We start from the raw sequence: 14,890 nt of genomic DNA, 5'->3' as shown, positions 1-14,890 counted from the left end.
TGGTCAGACGCCTCGCCGCACCCTAAATGCTCGCGCATGAGCACGCGGACGGTTTCAGATCAAAACGATCCCATCATCGAAAGCCGCGACCAGCTCGCGGCCCCCATGGCCAAGGGCGAAAAGCCCCGCGACCGCTGGCGCATCGGCACCGAGCACGAGAAATTCGTCTATCGCACCGGCGACCACTGCGCCCCCTCCTACGATGAGCCCGGCGGCATTCGCGACCTTCTGATGGCGCTCACCCGCTATGGCTGGGAACCGGTTTACGAGGGCGGGAACGTCATCGCGCTTTCGGGCAGCGACGGTGCGATCAGCCTCGAACCCGCGGGGCAGCTCGAACTGTCGGGCGCCCCGCTCGAAAATCTCCACCAGACCTGCGCCGAGACCGGCCGCCATCTGAAGCAGGTGAAGGAAATCGGCGCCGAGCTCGGGCTCGGCTTCCTCGGCCTCGGCATGTGGCCCGACAAGAGCCGGGACGACCTGCCGCGCATGCCCAAGGGGCGCTACAAGATCATGCTCGAGCATATGCCGCGCGTCGGCACGATGGGGCTCGACATGATGCTGCGCACCTGCACGATCCAGACCAACCTCGACTATGCGAGCGAGGCCGACATGGTGCAGAAATTCCGCGTTTCCCTGGCCCTCCAGCCGCTTGCGACGGCGCTGTTCGCCGCCTCGCCCTTCACCGATGGCAAGCCCAACGGCTATATGTCGTACCGCAGCCATATCTGGACCGACACCGACCCCGCGCGCACCGGGATGCTGCCCTTCGTGTTCGAGGACGGGTTCGGCTATGACCGCTATGTAGATTACATGCTCGACGTGCCGATGTATTTCGTCTTCCGCGACGGCCAATATATCGACGCCGCGGGGCAGAGCTTCCGCGCCTTCCTGAAGGGTGAGCTGCCCGCGCTCCCCGGCGAGCTGCCGCGCCTTTCGGACTGGACCGACCATCTGTCGACCGCCTTCCCCGAGGTGCGCCTCAAGAGCTTCCTCGAAATGCGCGGCGCCGACGGCGGGCCGTGGAACCGCATCTGCGCGCTTCCGGCGCTGTGGGTCGGCCTGCTCTACGACCAGGGCGCGCTCGACGCCGCCTGGGATCTGGTCAAGGGCTGGAGCATCGAGGATCAGCAGGCGCTGCGCGACGCGGTGCCCCGCGACGGTCTCTGCGCCCCCGCGCCCGGCGGCGGCACCGTCGGCGACCTCGCGCACCAGGTGCTCGACATCGCCGCGGCGGGCCTCGCGGCGCGCGGCGAGGTCAATTCGATGGGCGACAATGAGGTCGGCTTCCTCGAGCCGCTGCGCCGCATCGCCAAGAGCGGCAAGTCCCCCGCGCACGATCTGCTCGACCGCTACGAGGGACCGTGGGCGCACGACCTGTCGAACATCTATGGCGAGCTCAGCTTCTGAAGGTTTGCGCGGGCTCGTCCCTTCGCACCGGCCCGCACCTGCCCTTGCATTTTCGCGCGGCGCCCGCTATGCGCCCGCGCTTCCGCCATGGTCATCCCTGGAGGCGTGGCGGACTGTGCAATCTGTTTCGGAGAAAAATGATGAGCGACCAGCTGGTGCTGTCGGCCGAGACGCGTGAACGCGGAGGCAAGGGAGCCTCGCGCGAACTGCGTCGTGAGGGCCGGGTCCCCGCCGTTGTCTATGGCGGCAAAGAAGAACCCCTGATGATCCATGTCGAAGAGAAACTGCTGATGAAGCAGCTGATGACGGGTCACTTCATGAACTCGGTCGTGATGATCGAGGTCGGCGGCAAGCAGATTCGCACGCTGCCGAAGGACGTCGCTTTCCACCCGGTCAAGGATCGTCCGATCCACGCCGACTTCCTGCGCATCGCCAAGGATGCCAAGGTCCAGGTCGCGGTTCCGGTCATCTTCCAGAATGAAGAAGCCTCGCCGGGCCTGAAGCGCGGCGGCGTGCTGAACATCGTTCGCCACGAGCTGGAACTCGTCTGCGACGCGGACAAGATCCCCGACGAGATCGCGATCGACGTCACCGGCTTCGACGTCGGCGATTCGATCCACATCAGCAACGTCGCGCTGCCCAAGGGCGCCGAAAGCGCGATCACTGATCGCGATTTCACCATCGCCACCATCGTCGCCCCGTCGGCGCTCAAGTCGAGCGACGGCGACACGACGAAGGACGAGGGTGAAGGCGAAGCCGAAGGCGGGGAAGAAGCCTGATCACCAAGCTCTGGCCCCTCCCCTTCAGGGGAGGGGTTGGGGTGGGGTTTCGCGGGGCCGCGCAGGGGTCGAATACCCACCCCGCTGCGGCCCGGACTTGATCCGGGGCCCGCTGCCCCTCCCCTGAAGTGGAGGGGTTTTTCATATGCAGCTCTGGGTCGGCCTCGGCAATCCCGGGCCTCAATATGCGATGCACCGCCACAATGTCGGCTTCATGGCGGTCGACGTCATCGCCGACATGCACGGCTTCGGCGCGCCCGCGAAGAAATTCCAGGGCTGGCTGCAGGACGGCCGCATCGGCCGCGAACGCGTGCTGATCCTCAAACCCGCGACCTTCATGAACGAAAGCGGCCGCAGCGTGCGCGCAGCGATGGATTTCTACAAACTGACGCCGCAGGACGTCACCGCTTTCTACGACGAGCTCGACCTCGCACCGATGAAGGTGAAGGTGAAGCGCGGCGGCGGCGCGGCGGGGCACAACGGCATCCGCAGCATGATCGCGCATATCGGCGACGATTTCCGCCGCGTGCGGATCGGCATCGGCCATCCGGGGCACAAGGACCGGGTGACCGGCCATGTGCTCGGCAATTACCACAAGAGCGAGGTCGAGCCTTTGACCGACCTCTTGGGCGCGATCGCCGCCGAGGCGCCGTGGCTCGCCGAGGGCGACGATGTGCGGTTCCAGAACGATCTCGCGCTGAGGCTCCAGCCGTGACCATGGTGCGCCCCGCCACGGCGGGCGACGCCGAAGCCACGATCGGGGTCTGGGAGGCGTGCGGGCTGACGCGCCCGTGGAACGAGCCTCGCGCCGATTTCGCGCGCGCGCTCGACCATGACGCCGCGACGGTCCTGCTCGCCGAATATGATGCGAAGATCGTCGGCACGGTCATGGCGGGCTTCGACGGCCATCGCGGCTGGATCTATTATCTGGGCGTGCTGCCCGACCATCAGGGCTCCGGGATCGCGCGGCGCCTGCTCGACGCGGCGTGCGACTGGCTACGCGAGCGGGGCTGTCCCAAGGTCGAGCTGATGCTGCGCGACGGCAATCCCGCGGCGGGATTCTACGAGCACCTCGATTGGGAATTGCAGCCGGTGAAGGTCTTCGCGCGGTGGCTGGTTTAGCGGGGCACCGCCCCGCCGCTAGGGCGCCGCGCGTTCGCGCCTGGGCGGCGGCGGCGCGCTGCCGTCGGGGGTTTCGGACAGCTCGATGACGCACATGCTCCGCCATCTCGGATGCGGGCCGCAGGCGACCCCCGCGTAGCGATAGCGCGCCGAAAGCAGCTCGAAGCGATGGCCGCGCCCGGGAACGCCATCGTCGACGAGCAATTGGCGGATCACCGATTCGGGGTCGCTATGGCCGTAGGTGATGACCTCGCTGACATAGCGGCCACCGCCCCGCGCGACGAGTCGCGCGGCGGGGTCGCGGCCCCGCGAATAATGCCCCACCTCCCCCGAGCGCGATTGCGCCGCGACATGGTCGACCGCCGCCAGCGCGAGCAGCCGCCCCTCGCGCAGTTGGGGCAGCGGACCGGCGCGGCGCAGAGCCCCGATCGCCTCGTCGACGGGGCGCACGCCTTCGCGGGTCTGGAAATCGGCCTCGCCGTCCTCGCCATAGACGATCAATCCGTCGAACCGGTCGCGATAGTCGCGGAGCGATTCGCTATAATCGCCCGGGTCGGCGTGCATCGCGTTGAGCTCGTCGAGCACCGCCGCCTCGAACGACGACGCGCCGCCGGTCGCGACGAGCAGGATGAGCAGTGCAGCAAGCGGCCGCGATAGGGCCTTGTTGATGAGCGGGCGCATTTGCCCGCCCTATGCCGCCGAGGATGAACCCACCGCAACGCCCGGTTTCCATGGCCGGTGCAATAATTTCGTCATTGATGATCCGCCCAACTGACGCGGTCGGGCAACGCCCCTGCAATGCGCGCCCGGCAAGGCGCGTCGGGTGGACGCGGAGGGAGTCCTTCCTTCGCCCTGTCCAGCGCAACCAGAAAAGGGGACTGCATGTCATATCTGACCGACGAGGCGCGCGCGCCGTACCGCCGCGCGACCGACGATTTGAACGGGCCGGACAGCCTGGAAGCCATCGTCGGGGAGAATCCCTCGCGCCGCTCGATCCTGCGAAACGGCCTGTTCGGCCTGTCGGTGCTGCCCGCGGCGGCGCTCGCGGCGTGCGGAGACGAGAGCGGCCCCACGGTCACCCTTCCGCCGACCCCCTCGCCGACGCCGACCCCGACTCCGACGCCCGCCAGCTATGCGGTCACCTTCGCCTCGGTGGCGGCGAACCAGGACGATAAGGTCACCGTTCCCGCGGGCTATTCGGTCGAGGTGCTGCTGAAGGCCGGCGATTCGATCGAGGCCGGCGCGCCCTATTCGGGCAACTATCCGAGCGCCGCGGTCGCCGAGAAATGGGCCGGGGGCAACCACGACGGCATGGAATATTTCGCGCTGCCGGGCATCGATGCGAACACCAACGGCCTGCTCGCGATGAATTTCGAACTTCCCGACTTCAACATCCTGATGGCGGGATCCTATGACGCGGCGAGCGCGTCGGCCGAGCAGAAGGCGATCGCGCTGTCCGCGGTCGGGGTCGGGGTGGTCGAGGTCGTCAAGGGCGGCGACGGCATATGGGGCGTCCGCCAGGGGTCGACCTACAACAAGCGCTACACCGGCAACAGCAGCTATCGCGCGGGCGGTCCCGCCGCCGGGCTGCTGTCGGGGACGATCAAGGGCATGCTCAACAATTGCTCGAGCGGCCGAACTCCGTGGGGCACCTATCTGACCTGCGAGGAAACGACCGACAATTATCTCGATCCGACCCGGCCCGAACGCGATTATGGCTGGGTGGTCGAGATCGACCCGCTGCGCGAACTCGCGGCACCCACCAAGCGCACCGCGATGGGCCGCTTCAACCATGAGAATGTCGCCTTCATGGCCAGCGGCGACAATCGCGTCGCCTTTTACATGGGCGACGATTCGACGCCGGGGTGCATCTATAAATTCGTCCCCGACCGGGCGTTCAGCCCTTCGAACCGCGCAGCCAACACCGAGTTGCTCGATTATGGCACGCTCTATGTCGCGCGCTTCAACGGCGACGGCACGGGCGAATGGCGGGCGCTGACGGTCGGGCAGAACGGCCTTGTCGCGGGCGCGTCCGACCCCGGCAACGTCAGCCAGAGCACGACCCCACCGACGCCGGCCAGCGTCGATTTCAACACCCAAGCCGACGTGCTGATCGAGTGCCAGTCGGCCGCGCGGGTCGCGGGCGGCACCGTGATGGACCGCCCGGAATGGATCACGGTCGCGCCCGACAACAAGGCGGTGTTCGTCACGCTGACCAACAACAGCGGCCGCAAGGTCACCGACGCGATGAACCCGCGCGTCGCCAACCTGCACGGCCATATCATCAAGTTCCGCGAGGACGGCGATTCGCCGCTGGCGACCAAGTTCAGCTGGGAAATCTTCCTGCTCGGCGGCGATCCCTCGCTGGCGGCCGGCGGCAGCAACCTGGTCGGCACCATCAACGGCGACACTTTCTCGAGCCCCGATGGCCTGCGGATCGACCCGCAGGGGCGCCTCTGGGTCCAGACTGACCATAGCGTCCCCGGCAATTCGGGCGTCGCCGGCACCTCGATCGACGCGGCCTTCGGCCATAATGCGATGTTCTATCTCGACCAGGCGACCAAGGAATCGAAGCGCTTCCTGGTCGGGCCCAAGGGGTGCGAGATCACCGGGCTCGCCTACACGCCCGACCTCACGACCTTCTTCGTGAACATCCAGCACCCGACGGGCGACTGGCCGGTGGCGGGCGAGGCGCCGCGGTCCTCGACCATCGTGGTCCGGCGAACGGACAGCGCGCCCGTCGGCAAGTGATCCGACGCACTGGAAAAGGCCCGTCCCTGTCGCTAAGGGGCGGGCCTGTTTCCAGTTCGATCGGATGATTTCATGGGTTTCAAATGCGGGATCGTCGGGCTGCCCAACGTGGGCAAGTCCACCCTGTTCAACGCGCTGACCGAGACGCAGGCGGCGCAGGCGGCCAACTATCCCTTTTGCACGATCGAGCCGAATATCGGCAATGTCGCGGTCCCCGACGACCGGCTCGACAAGCTCGCCGCGATCGCGGGCAGCCAGAAGATCATCCCGACCCAGCTCGCCTTCGTCGATATCGCCGGGCTGGTGCGCGGCGCGTCGAAGGGCGAGGGGCTCGGCAACCAGTTCCTCGGCAACATCCGCGAGGTCGACGCGATCGTCCACGTCCTGCGCTGTTTCGAGGACGACGATATCCAGCATGTCGAGAACAAGGTCGATCCGGTCGCCGACGCCGAGACGGTCGAGACCGAATTGCTGCTGTCCGACCTCGAAAGCCTCGAGAAGCGCGTTCCCGCCTTCGCGAAGAAGGCGACCGGCGGCGACAAGGAAGCCAAGGCCGCGGCCTCGGTGCTCGGCCAGGCGCTCGACCTCCTGCGCGCCGGCAAGCCCGCGCGGCTGACCGAGCCCAAGGATATCGAGGAAGAGCGCATCCTGAAACAGGCGCAGCTCCTCACCACCAAGCCCGTCCTCTATGTCTGCAACGTCGAGGAAGCCAAGGCCGCGACCGGCAACGCGCACAGCGAAGCCGTCTTCGCGCGCGCCAGGGCCGAGGGCGCGCAGGCGGTGATCGTCTCGGCGGCGATCGAGAGCGAGCTGGTCGGCATGGAGGCCGACGAGCGGATGCTGTTCCTCGAGGAAATGGGGCTGCATGAAACCGGGCTCGCGCGCGTGATCCGCGCGGGGTACGAATTGCTCCACCTCCTGACCTTCTTCACCGTCGGGCCGAAGGAAGCGCGCGCGTGGACCGTCCACAAGGGCGCGAGCGCGCCCGAGGCCGCCGGCGAGATTCACAGCGATTTCCAGAAGGGTTTCATCCGCGCCGAAACGATCGCCTTCGACGATTATGTCGGACTGGGCGGCGAAGCCAAGGCGCGCGAGGCGGGCAAGCTGCGCGCCGAGGGCAAGGCCTATGTCGTCCAGGACGGCGACGTGATGCACTTCCTGCACAGCTGATCGGCGCCGCCCTGAAACTTCGTCATTGCGAGGAGCGCAGCGACGAAGCAATCTCCAGCCATGCGCCCGGACGCTCAGCCCGCAGTCTACATCATGACCAATCGGAAGGGCGGCGTACTGTATACCGGCGTCACCTCGAACCTGATCGGTCGTGCATGGCAGCATCGGCAGAAGCTAAGCGGTTTTTCAGCCCGTTACCGATGCGACAAGCTGGTCTGGTTCGAAATACATGGCGATATGTATTCCGCCATCAGCCGCGAAAAGCAAATCAAGGCAGGATCACGCGCGAGGAAAATCGCGTTGATCGAAGCCGAAAACCCGGAATGGCGCGATCTGTTCTCTAAGTTGACTGGAGAACAGACAGACCACTGAACTCAGATGATTTGGGATTGATCCCTTTCGTCATTGCGAGCGGAGCGAAGCAATCTCCAGCTATCGACCATGTGCAAAGTCGATGGCTGGAGATTGCTTCGTCGCTACGCTCCTCGCAATGACACGGTGTTACGGCTCGAATGCCGCCAGGATCGGGCACGGTCCCTTGTCGCTTGCCGCGCATTGATCAGCCAGGCGCGCGAGCGCGGCGCGGGCTTCGGCCATTTGCGCGATCTTTTCGTCGAGCGCCGCGATACGCTGCCGCGCGAGGAACCGTACGCGAACGCGGTCGTCGCTTTCCTCGAGCGCGAGCAGTTCCGAAATCTCGTCGAGCGTGAAGCCCGCCGCCTGCGCCGCGCGAATGAACTTCAAGCGCGAGAGATCGCTTTCGCCATAGCGGCGGATGCCGCCGCGCCAGCCGTCGCCACCGCTTCGCGCCGGCGTGCCGAGCAGACCGCGGCGCTGGTAGTAGCGGATCGTCTCGACCCCGACCCCGCCCGCGGCGGCCAATTTGCCGACAGTGAATTGCATCGCTTGACTCCGTACCATGGTACAGACGCTATATGGGACGCATGACGAAACAGACAAGCAGCGCAACGCTCCATCGCATGGTCATGCCCGACCATATCTGTCCCTATGGCCTGAAGACCAAGCATCTGCTGACAAGCCGCGGCTTCGCGGTCGACGACCGATGGCTGACGACGCGCGCCGAAACCGACGCCTTCAAGGCCGAGCATGGCGTCAAGACGACGCCGCAGACCTTCATCGACGGGGTGCGCATCGGCGGCTACGACGATCTGCGCCGCCATTTCGGGCTGAAGGTCGCCGATCCCGAGGCGACGAGCTACACGCCGGTCATCGCGCTGTTCGCGATGACCGCGCTGATGGCGCTTGCCGCCAGCTTCGCGGTCGAAAGCGATGCCTTCACCATCCGGGCGGCCGAATGGTTCATCTCGTTCAGCATGATCGTGCTCGCGCTGCTGAAGCTGCAGGACGTCGACAAGTTCGCGACGATGTTCCTGAACTACGACCTGCTCGCGCGCCGCTGGGTGCCCTATGCGAGCATCTATCCCTTTGCCGAGGGCCTCGCGGGCGTGCTGATGACCGCGCACGCCCTCCCCTGGCTGTCGATTCCGGTTGCCCTATTCATCGGCGGGATCGGCGCGGTGTCGGTGTTCAAGGCGGTCTATGTCGACAGGCGCGATATCAAATGCGCCTGCGTCGGCGGTAGCAGCAAGGTGCCCCTGGGCTTCGTCTCGCTGACCGAGAATCTGATGATGATCGCGATGGCGCTCTGGATGCTCCCGGCGCTGGTGTGACGATGCTGGCGCGCCAGCCCGTCATAGGTGGCAACCGCCGCCCCGTCCCCGCCGTGCGCGAAGGACGGGGTGAAGCCTATCGGCTTTTGGCGTCGTCGCCGGGCTCGTCGGCCCGTGCCTCGGGCGTTTCCCATTCCGACACCTCGAGCGCAGGCTTGCGCCCGAATAGGCGGCCGATGCGGTTGCGCAACGCGACGAAGGCACCGATGATGCCGATGATGATGACCTTGCCGAATTTGGCGAAGATCGCGAGCAGGCCGACTTTCTTGGCGACCGCCGCGCCCGCGCCTGCGGCGACGAGCCCGGCGAGACCATATTCGGCCTTCTTGTCCATCGACGGGTCGAAGTCGGCATAGCGCGCGCCCGAGCGGAAGCTGCCGACCTGCGCGAAGGTCTTCGCGGCCTCGTGCACTTCGCCGAGCTGGCTCATCCCCGCGATGATGTTCATGCTCAGTACTCCCGAGCGGCCGAGCAGGCGGATGTCGTAGTTGAGCGTGTCTTCGGGCGTGCCGTCGAACTTGATGTCGCGCGCCCAGACGAGCGAATGTTTCGCGGCGTCGTAGGTCGGCGCCTGCGCCCAGCGTTGGACGATGCCGGCCGGATAGCCCTGCGCACGGACGCTGTCGGCCTGTTCCTCGTCGCTCTTCTTCATGTCGGCGAGCAGCGCGTCATAGTCGATCGTCTTGGCGTCGTCGTCGGAGACGTAACCCGAGCGTTCGAAGGTGATCACCGCCGACCAGGTATCGTCGACGAAGCTCTTGCCCTTCGGAAAGACCATGCCGAGCACATTGTCCGCCGCGTCGGGCGGATTGCGCCAGATGTCGACAAGGATCGAGCGCGCCTGGTCGGGGCCAACGAAATAATAGCGATCGCCGAGGACGAGGTCGGCCTTCGCCTCTTCGATCGGGATCGTCCCCGTCTGGCGCTTCAGCGAGGCGAGCAGCTTTTCGGCGGTCGCCTGCTGCTGCGCGAGGGCGGCCTGCTCCGCCGCACCGGCACTCGCCGCGGGGGCGGCGGCGTGAAGCATGGTCGCGGGCACGGCGGCGATTGCGAGCGCCGCGGCCAAGACGCGCGCGCTGTTCCTGTCGAACGCTTTTGTCATCGATTTTCCCCCGGTTGCCGGCAAAATAGTTTCAGACGCACGCCGCGATGGCAAGCCGCAAAATAGGACGCGCGAGACGGGCAATGGGCATCATCGCCAGGCTGAGCTATGCCGCTCCGCACCGAATCGAAATCTCGGCCTCAGCCTGCAGGAGCCGCCATGGTCAGCCGCCGCTTGTTTCTCGCCACCGCCACCCTCGCCGGCCTGTCGGCGCCCGCGATCCTGCGCGCCGAAGGCGGGCTGTTCCGCGACTTCCCCTTCAGCCTCGGCGTCGCGGCGGGGGACCCGTCGAGCGACGGTTTCGTCATCTGGACCCGCCTCGCCCCCGAACCGATGGCGCCGCACGGCGGCATGCCGCTCGCGCCGGTGCCCGTCGAATGGGAGGTCGCGAGCGATGGCGGCTTTCGCGAGGTGGTGGCGAAGGGCACCGAACTCGCGCATCCCGAGCTGGCGCACAGCGTCCATGTCGAGGTCGCCGGCCTGCAGCCCGACCGCCCCTATTATTACCGCTTCACCGCCGCCGGCGAGCGCAGCCTGCGCGGTCGCGCGCGGACGCTTCCGGCCGTCGGCGCGCGCGTCGACGCGCTGAAGTTCGGCGTTTGCGGCTGCCAGCATTTCGAATCGGGCTTCTTCGGCGCCTATCGGCATCTGGCGCGCGAGGACCTCGCCTTCGTCTATCATTATGGCGACTTCATCTACGAATATAGTCAGGACTATCTGTTCAGCGACGGGCTGCCGAGCCGGCCGGTACGCCAGAACGCGTTCCGCAACCTGATCGACCTTTCCGACTTCCGCACCGCCTACAGCCAGCAGCTCGGCGACATCGACCTGCAGGCGGCGCGCTGCAGCCACGCCTTTCTGTCGAGCTTCGACGATCACGAGATCCGCAACGACTGGGTGTCGGACCGCGACAACTGGAAACTCGGGCTCGATGCCGAAGACCCCGACGCGCCGCCGCCCGAGGTGTTCATGCTCAAGAAGCAGGCGGCGATGCAGGCGTGGTACGAGCATATGCCGGTACGCCGCGCGCTGCTGCCGCGCGGCGGCATGGTCGCGCTCAACCGCGAACTGCGCTTTGGCGATCTGATGTCGATGCAATTGCTCGACACGCGGCAGTATCGCAGCGACCAGCCGTGCGGCGACGGTTTCAAGCCCGCCTGCGCGCAAGTCTTCGACAAGCAGGCGCAGGTGCTGGGCAAGGCGCAGGAGGATTGGCTCGCGCGCAATCTGGGCGAAGGCGGCGCGACGTGGAACGCGATCGCGCAGCAGGTGACGATGATGTCGCTCGACCGGCGGCGCTTTCCCGACGAGCCCAAGAAGATCCTCAACCTCGACAGCTGGGCGGGTTACGAAGCGCCGCGCGAGCGGATGCTGGCGCGCCTCGGCGGGGTCAAGAACGCCGTCGTGCTGACCGGCGACGAGCATCAGAATTTCTGCGGCGACCTGGTGCTCAAGGACAAGGTCGTCGGCAGCGAATTCGTCGGCACCTCGATTTCGAGCGGCGGCGACGGCAGCGACAAGCGCAAGGGCACCGACGAGTGGCTGGCGCTCAACCCCGAACTCAAATTCGCGAACGACCAGCGCGGCTATCTGGTCTGCGACGTGAACCGCGAGGCGTGGCAGACGCACTTCATGGTCGTCGACAAGGTGACGACGCCGGTGAACACGCTGTCGAAGCGCGCGACCGGCGTGGTCGAGAATGGCGTCGCCGGGATCAAGATGTCGGCCTGAATCACGGACATATCGTAAAATCCGTTCAGATTTAATGTCGTCATTGCGAGCGTAGCGAAGCAATCTCCAGTTCGATGGCTGGAGATTGCTTCGCTGCACTCGCAATGACGATATAATCGACGTCATCTGCCCTCCCCTGAAGGGGAGGGCGTGGATGGCTTACTCGTTCGGATCCTTATATTTGAACGGGTCATAGGCCGAGGGCTGGCTCGGCACCGGGAAGCGCGGCAGCGTCTTGTCGCTGTTCGCCGAGGCGAGCAGCATGCCCGCCATCACCACCGACGCCTGGCGCAGATCCTCGGCCTTCAGATGGTCGTAGGTGTCGGCGCTGCTGTGGTGGGTGCGCGATCCGTAATCGAGCGGGTCCTGGATGAACTGATAGCCGGGAACCCCGACCGACTGCATGAAGACATGGTCGGTGCCGCCCGTGGTCGCGGCGACGACGCGGCCCGCGCCGAGGCTGGCGTAAGGCGCGAGCCATTCCTTGAGCAGCGGCACCGCGGCGACATTGCCCTCGGCATAGATGCCGCGCAGCTTGCCCGAACCATTGTCCATGTTGAAATAGGCCTTGAGGTCGTAATAGCCCGGCTTGGGCGTGATCGGATAGCGGTTCGGCCAGCCGTAATAGAGGAGGTTGCCGTCCTCGCCCTCCGCCGGGCCGGGGCGCGAGGCGAGATATTTGTCGACATAGGCGAGGCTGCCGAGCAGCCCCTGCTCCTCGCCGCTCCACAGCACGAAGCGGATCGTGCGCTTCGGCCGGACGCCGAGCGACTTGATGATCCGCGCCGCCTCCATCACCACCGCGCTGCCCGCGGCATTGTCGGTCGCGCCGTCGGCGGCGACCCAGCTGTCGAAATGCGCGCCCGCCATCACATAGCCCGCCTTGGGGTCGGTGCCGGGGATTTCGGCGATGATGTTGTATGCTTTGGTGTCGCTGTCGTCGAAGCGGACGTTGCTGTCGATCTCGAGCTGGGGCGCCGGGCCCGACTTGGCGAGGCGCGCGAGGCGGCGATAATCCTCGGCGGCGAGTTCGATCCCCGGCAGGGTCAGCGTGTGGCCGGCGCGGTAATTATAGCCCTCGCCGTGCACCAGCTTGCCGTCGCGATACGACTGGCGCACCCAGGCGACCGCGCCCTCGGCCTTCAGGAAGGCGTCGAGCTTTTCGGGAAAGGTGACGCGCTCGAGGCGGCGGTTGAGCGCCTCGGGGTCGTATTTGGGCTGGCGGAACGCCTCGAGCTTCTCGAAATCGTCGCCATCGAGGCGCCGGAACGCCGGCTTGTCGGGTTCGCTGCCGTCGGCGGGAAGCGAGACGAGCACGATCTTGCCCGCGAGCTTGCCGCGCCATTCGGCGAAATTCTCTTCCTTCGACATCGGCGCGACGACGATCGGCGCCGCGATCGCGCCGTTCGTCGGCGGCGTCCAGGCGACGGGAATCGCGGTGAGCGCAAGCGGGCGCGGGCTCGTCATGCGCGCGCTGACCGAGACGATTTCCCACCCGCGACCGAATTCGAAGCCGTCGCGGCGGACGTTGGAGAGGCCCCAGCCACTGAACTTGTCGATCGCCCATTGTTCGGCGCGGCGCATCCCCGGCGAGTTGGTGAGGCGCGGACCGAGCCCGTCGGTCATTTCCTGCGCGATCACCATCACCTGGCTGTGGTTCATCCCCTGATCGATGATGCCGATGGCGTCGTCGGCCTTCTGTCCCATCGCCGGCGCGGCGACGAGCGCCGCCCCCGCCATCATCACGGCGACCCAAGTCTTTTTCATTTCTGGCTTCCCCTTTTTGCGATGGGAACCGGTGCACCATCCAGCCCCAAGAAATGCAAGGAAATTTCCGACCGACGGCGCGCGCGCGGCGACGCACGACTTGTCGCCGCGCTGTCATCCGCCCATCCTAGCGGCATGACCATGACCCGAATCGTCTCGCTGATCCTCACCCTTGTCTTCCTCGCCGCCGCGCCGCTGTGTGCCGGGGAAGGCGGCGACCGCCAACCCGTCACCATCCTCATCTCGATCGACGGGTTCCGCGCCGATTATCTGGACCGCGGCCTCACCCCGAACCTGTCGCGGCTCGCTGCCGAGGGCGCACACGGCAAGCTGCGCCCCTCCTTTCCGACCAAGACCTTCCCCAACCACTATGCGATCGTCACCGGCAAGCGGCCCGATACCAACGGCATCGTCGGCAACCGGATGATCGACCCGCGGCGCCCCGACCAGATCTTCAGCCTCGGCGATGCGAAGCAGTCGCTCGACCGCTTCTGGTGGGACGAAGCCGAGCCGGCCTGGGTCACCGCCGAAAAGGCCGGGGTGCGCAGCGCGACGATGTTCTGGCCGGGCAGCGAGGTCGACATCCACGGCGCCCGGCCGCCCGACTGGCTGCGCTTCGACCAGCATGTCTCGGGCGCCCAGCGCGTCAACACCGTGCTCGACTGGATGCGCCGGCCGGCGGCGATCCGCCCGGCCTTCGTCACCCTCTATTTCGACATCGTCGATACCGCCGGGCATCGCTTCGGCCCCGACAGTGCCGAGGTGAACGCCGCGGTCGCCGAGGTCGACGCCCGCATCGGCGAGCTTGTCGCGGGGCTCGACGCGCTGGGACAGCCCGTGCGCCTGCTGGTCGTCGCCGACCATGGGATGCGCGCGGTCGACGCGGCGCGCGTGATCCAGCTCGCCGACCTGATCGACCTTCCCAGCATCATCGCGGTCGAGACCGGCCCCTATGCCGCGATCGAGCCCGCGGCGGCGACCGACGACCGGGTGTTCGCGGCGCTGCTGAAGCCGCACGACCATATGGACTGCTACCGCCGCGAGGATCTGCCCGCGCGGCTCCACTATGGCCACAACCCGCGCGTCGCCGCGATCATCTGCATCGCCGAGCCCGGCTGGTCGATCATCGCGGGCGAGCCCGAATGGCCGATCGCGGGCGGCGCGCACGGCTATGACAATCAGGACCCCGACATGCTGGCGCTGTTCGTCGCCGCCAACACCGGTCTCAAGGGCGATATCGGCATCGTCGACAATGTCGAGGTCTATCCGCTGCTGATGACGCTGATCGGCGTCGCGCCGCTGCCGAGCGACGCGACGGGCGCCCTCGCGAAGCGGATCGTGCCTTAGGCCGCTTGCCTTTGGTCGCC

14 protein-coding genes are annotated in these 14,890 nt (G+C 66.6%); 10 read left to right on the top strand and 4 right to left on the bottom strand.

Annotation, left to right across the window (positions count from 1 at the left end; translation table 11 throughout):
• Positions 1-36: 36 nt before the first annotated feature.
• The 4 genes from ACOTSS_RS00270 to ACOTSS_RS00255 all read left to right on the top strand — a co-directional run bounded on the left by ACOTSS_RS00270 (position 37) and on the right by ACOTSS_RS00255 (position 3,311).
• Positions 37-1,410 carry a glutamate--cysteine ligase gene (locus ACOTSS_RS00270; RefSeq protein ID WP_448689571.1) on the top strand — a complete coding sequence of 458 codons (1,374 nt, stop codon included), beginning with the start codon at positions 37-39 and terminating at the stop codon, positions 1,408-1,410.
• A gap of 140 nt (positions 1,411-1,550) precedes the next feature.
• Positions 1,551-2,189 (top strand): 50S ribosomal protein L25/general stress protein Ctc, encoded by a 639-nt coding sequence (locus ACOTSS_RS00265; RefSeq protein WP_448689570.1) that lies wholly within the window; start codon positions 1,551-1,553, stop codon positions 2,187-2,189.
• A 145-nt stretch (positions 2,190-2,334) separates the two neighbouring features.
• On the top strand, positions 2,335-2,904 hold the full coding sequence (pth, locus tag ACOTSS_RS00260) for an aminoacyl-tRNA hydrolase (RefSeq protein ID WP_448689569.1): 570 nt from the start codon (positions 2,335-2,337) through the stop codon (positions 2,902-2,904).
• Between the two features lie 2 nt (positions 2,905-2,906).
• Entirely contained in the window at positions 2,907-3,311 is a 405-nt protein-coding gene (locus ACOTSS_RS00255) for a GNAT family acetyltransferase (RefSeq protein WP_448691381.1), read from the top strand.
• Positions 3,312-3,329: 18 nt separating this feature from the next.
• Here ACOTSS_RS00255 and ACOTSS_RS00250 read toward each other — a convergent pair whose 3' ends face one another.
• Positions 3,330-3,992, bottom strand: a complete 663-nt coding sequence (locus ACOTSS_RS00250) for a CAP domain-containing protein (RefSeq protein WP_448689568.1) — start codon at positions 3,990-3,992, stop codon at positions 3,330-3,332.
• 201 nt (positions 3,993-4,193) lie between these two features.
• Between ACOTSS_RS00250 and ACOTSS_RS00245 the strand changes: the two genes are divergently transcribed.
• The 3 genes from ACOTSS_RS00245 (at position 4,194) to ACOTSS_RS00235 (ending at position 7,604) form a co-directional block, all read left to right on the top strand.
• Complete coding sequence (locus ACOTSS_RS00245; RefSeq protein ID WP_448689567.1) at positions 4,194-6,062, top strand: PhoX family protein; 1,869 nt, start codon at positions 4,194-4,196, stop codon at positions 6,060-6,062.
• A 72-nt stretch (positions 6,063-6,134) separates the two neighbouring features.
• Positions 6,135-7,232: a redox-regulated ATPase YchF gene (gene ychF / locus ACOTSS_RS00240; protein WP_448689566.1), complete on the top strand. Its 1,098-nt coding sequence runs from the start codon at positions 6,135-6,137 to the stop codon at positions 7,230-7,232.
• 93 nt (positions 7,233-7,325) lie between these two features.
• Positions 7,326-7,604 (top strand): GIY-YIG nuclease family protein, encoded by a 279-nt coding sequence (locus tag ACOTSS_RS00235; protein ID WP_448689565.1) that lies wholly within the window; start codon positions 7,326-7,328, stop codon positions 7,602-7,604.
• Between the two features lie 129 nt (positions 7,605-7,733).
• On the opposite strand, the gene ACOTSS_RS00230 is transcribed toward ACOTSS_RS00235, so the two are convergent.
• Complete coding sequence (locus ACOTSS_RS00230; RefSeq protein ID WP_448689564.1) at positions 7,734-8,135, bottom strand: MerR family transcriptional regulator; 402 nt, start codon at positions 8,133-8,135, stop codon at positions 7,734-7,736.
• 41 nt (positions 8,136-8,176) lie between these two features.
• On the opposite strand from ACOTSS_RS00230, the gene ACOTSS_RS00225 reads away from it, so the two are divergent.
• The gene (locus ACOTSS_RS00225; protein WP_448689563.1) at positions 8,177-8,923 is read left to right on the top strand and encodes a glutaredoxin family protein; all 747 of its coding nucleotides are present in this window, start codon (positions 8,177-8,179) and stop codon (positions 8,921-8,923) included.
• Between the two features lie 76 nt (positions 8,924-8,999).
• Here ACOTSS_RS00225 and ACOTSS_RS00220 read toward each other — a convergent pair whose 3' ends face one another.
• Positions 9,000-10,025 (bottom strand): DUF2167 domain-containing protein, encoded by a 1,026-nt coding sequence (locus tag ACOTSS_RS00220; protein WP_448689562.1) that lies wholly within the window; start codon positions 10,023-10,025, stop codon positions 9,000-9,002.
• 159 nt (positions 10,026-10,184) lie between these two features.
• On the opposite strand from ACOTSS_RS00220, the gene ACOTSS_RS00215 reads away from it, so the two are divergent.
• Positions 10,185-11,756 (top strand): alkaline phosphatase D family protein, encoded by a 1,572-nt coding sequence (locus ACOTSS_RS00215; protein ID WP_448689561.1) that lies wholly within the window; start codon positions 10,185-10,187, stop codon positions 11,754-11,756.
• Positions 11,757-11,915: 159 nt separating this feature from the next.
• Here the strand turns inward: ACOTSS_RS00215 and ACOTSS_RS00210 are convergent, their stop codons facing one another.
• Complete coding sequence (locus tag ACOTSS_RS00210; protein ID WP_448689560.1) at positions 11,916-13,523, bottom strand: M20/M25/M40 family metallo-hydrolase; 1,608 nt, start codon at positions 13,521-13,523, stop codon at positions 11,916-11,918.
• 135 nt (positions 13,524-13,658) lie between these two features.
• On the opposite strand from ACOTSS_RS00210, the gene ACOTSS_RS00205 reads away from it, so the two are divergent.
• Entirely contained in the window at positions 13,659-14,870 is a 1,212-nt protein-coding gene (locus ACOTSS_RS00205) for an alkaline phosphatase family protein (RefSeq protein WP_448689559.1), read from the top strand.
• Positions 14,871-14,890 lie beyond the last annotated feature (20 nt).

Source organism: Sphingopyxis sp. NJF-3, from assembly GCF_053514865.1.
This window is presented reverse-complemented; position numbering and strand designations above follow the sequence as displayed.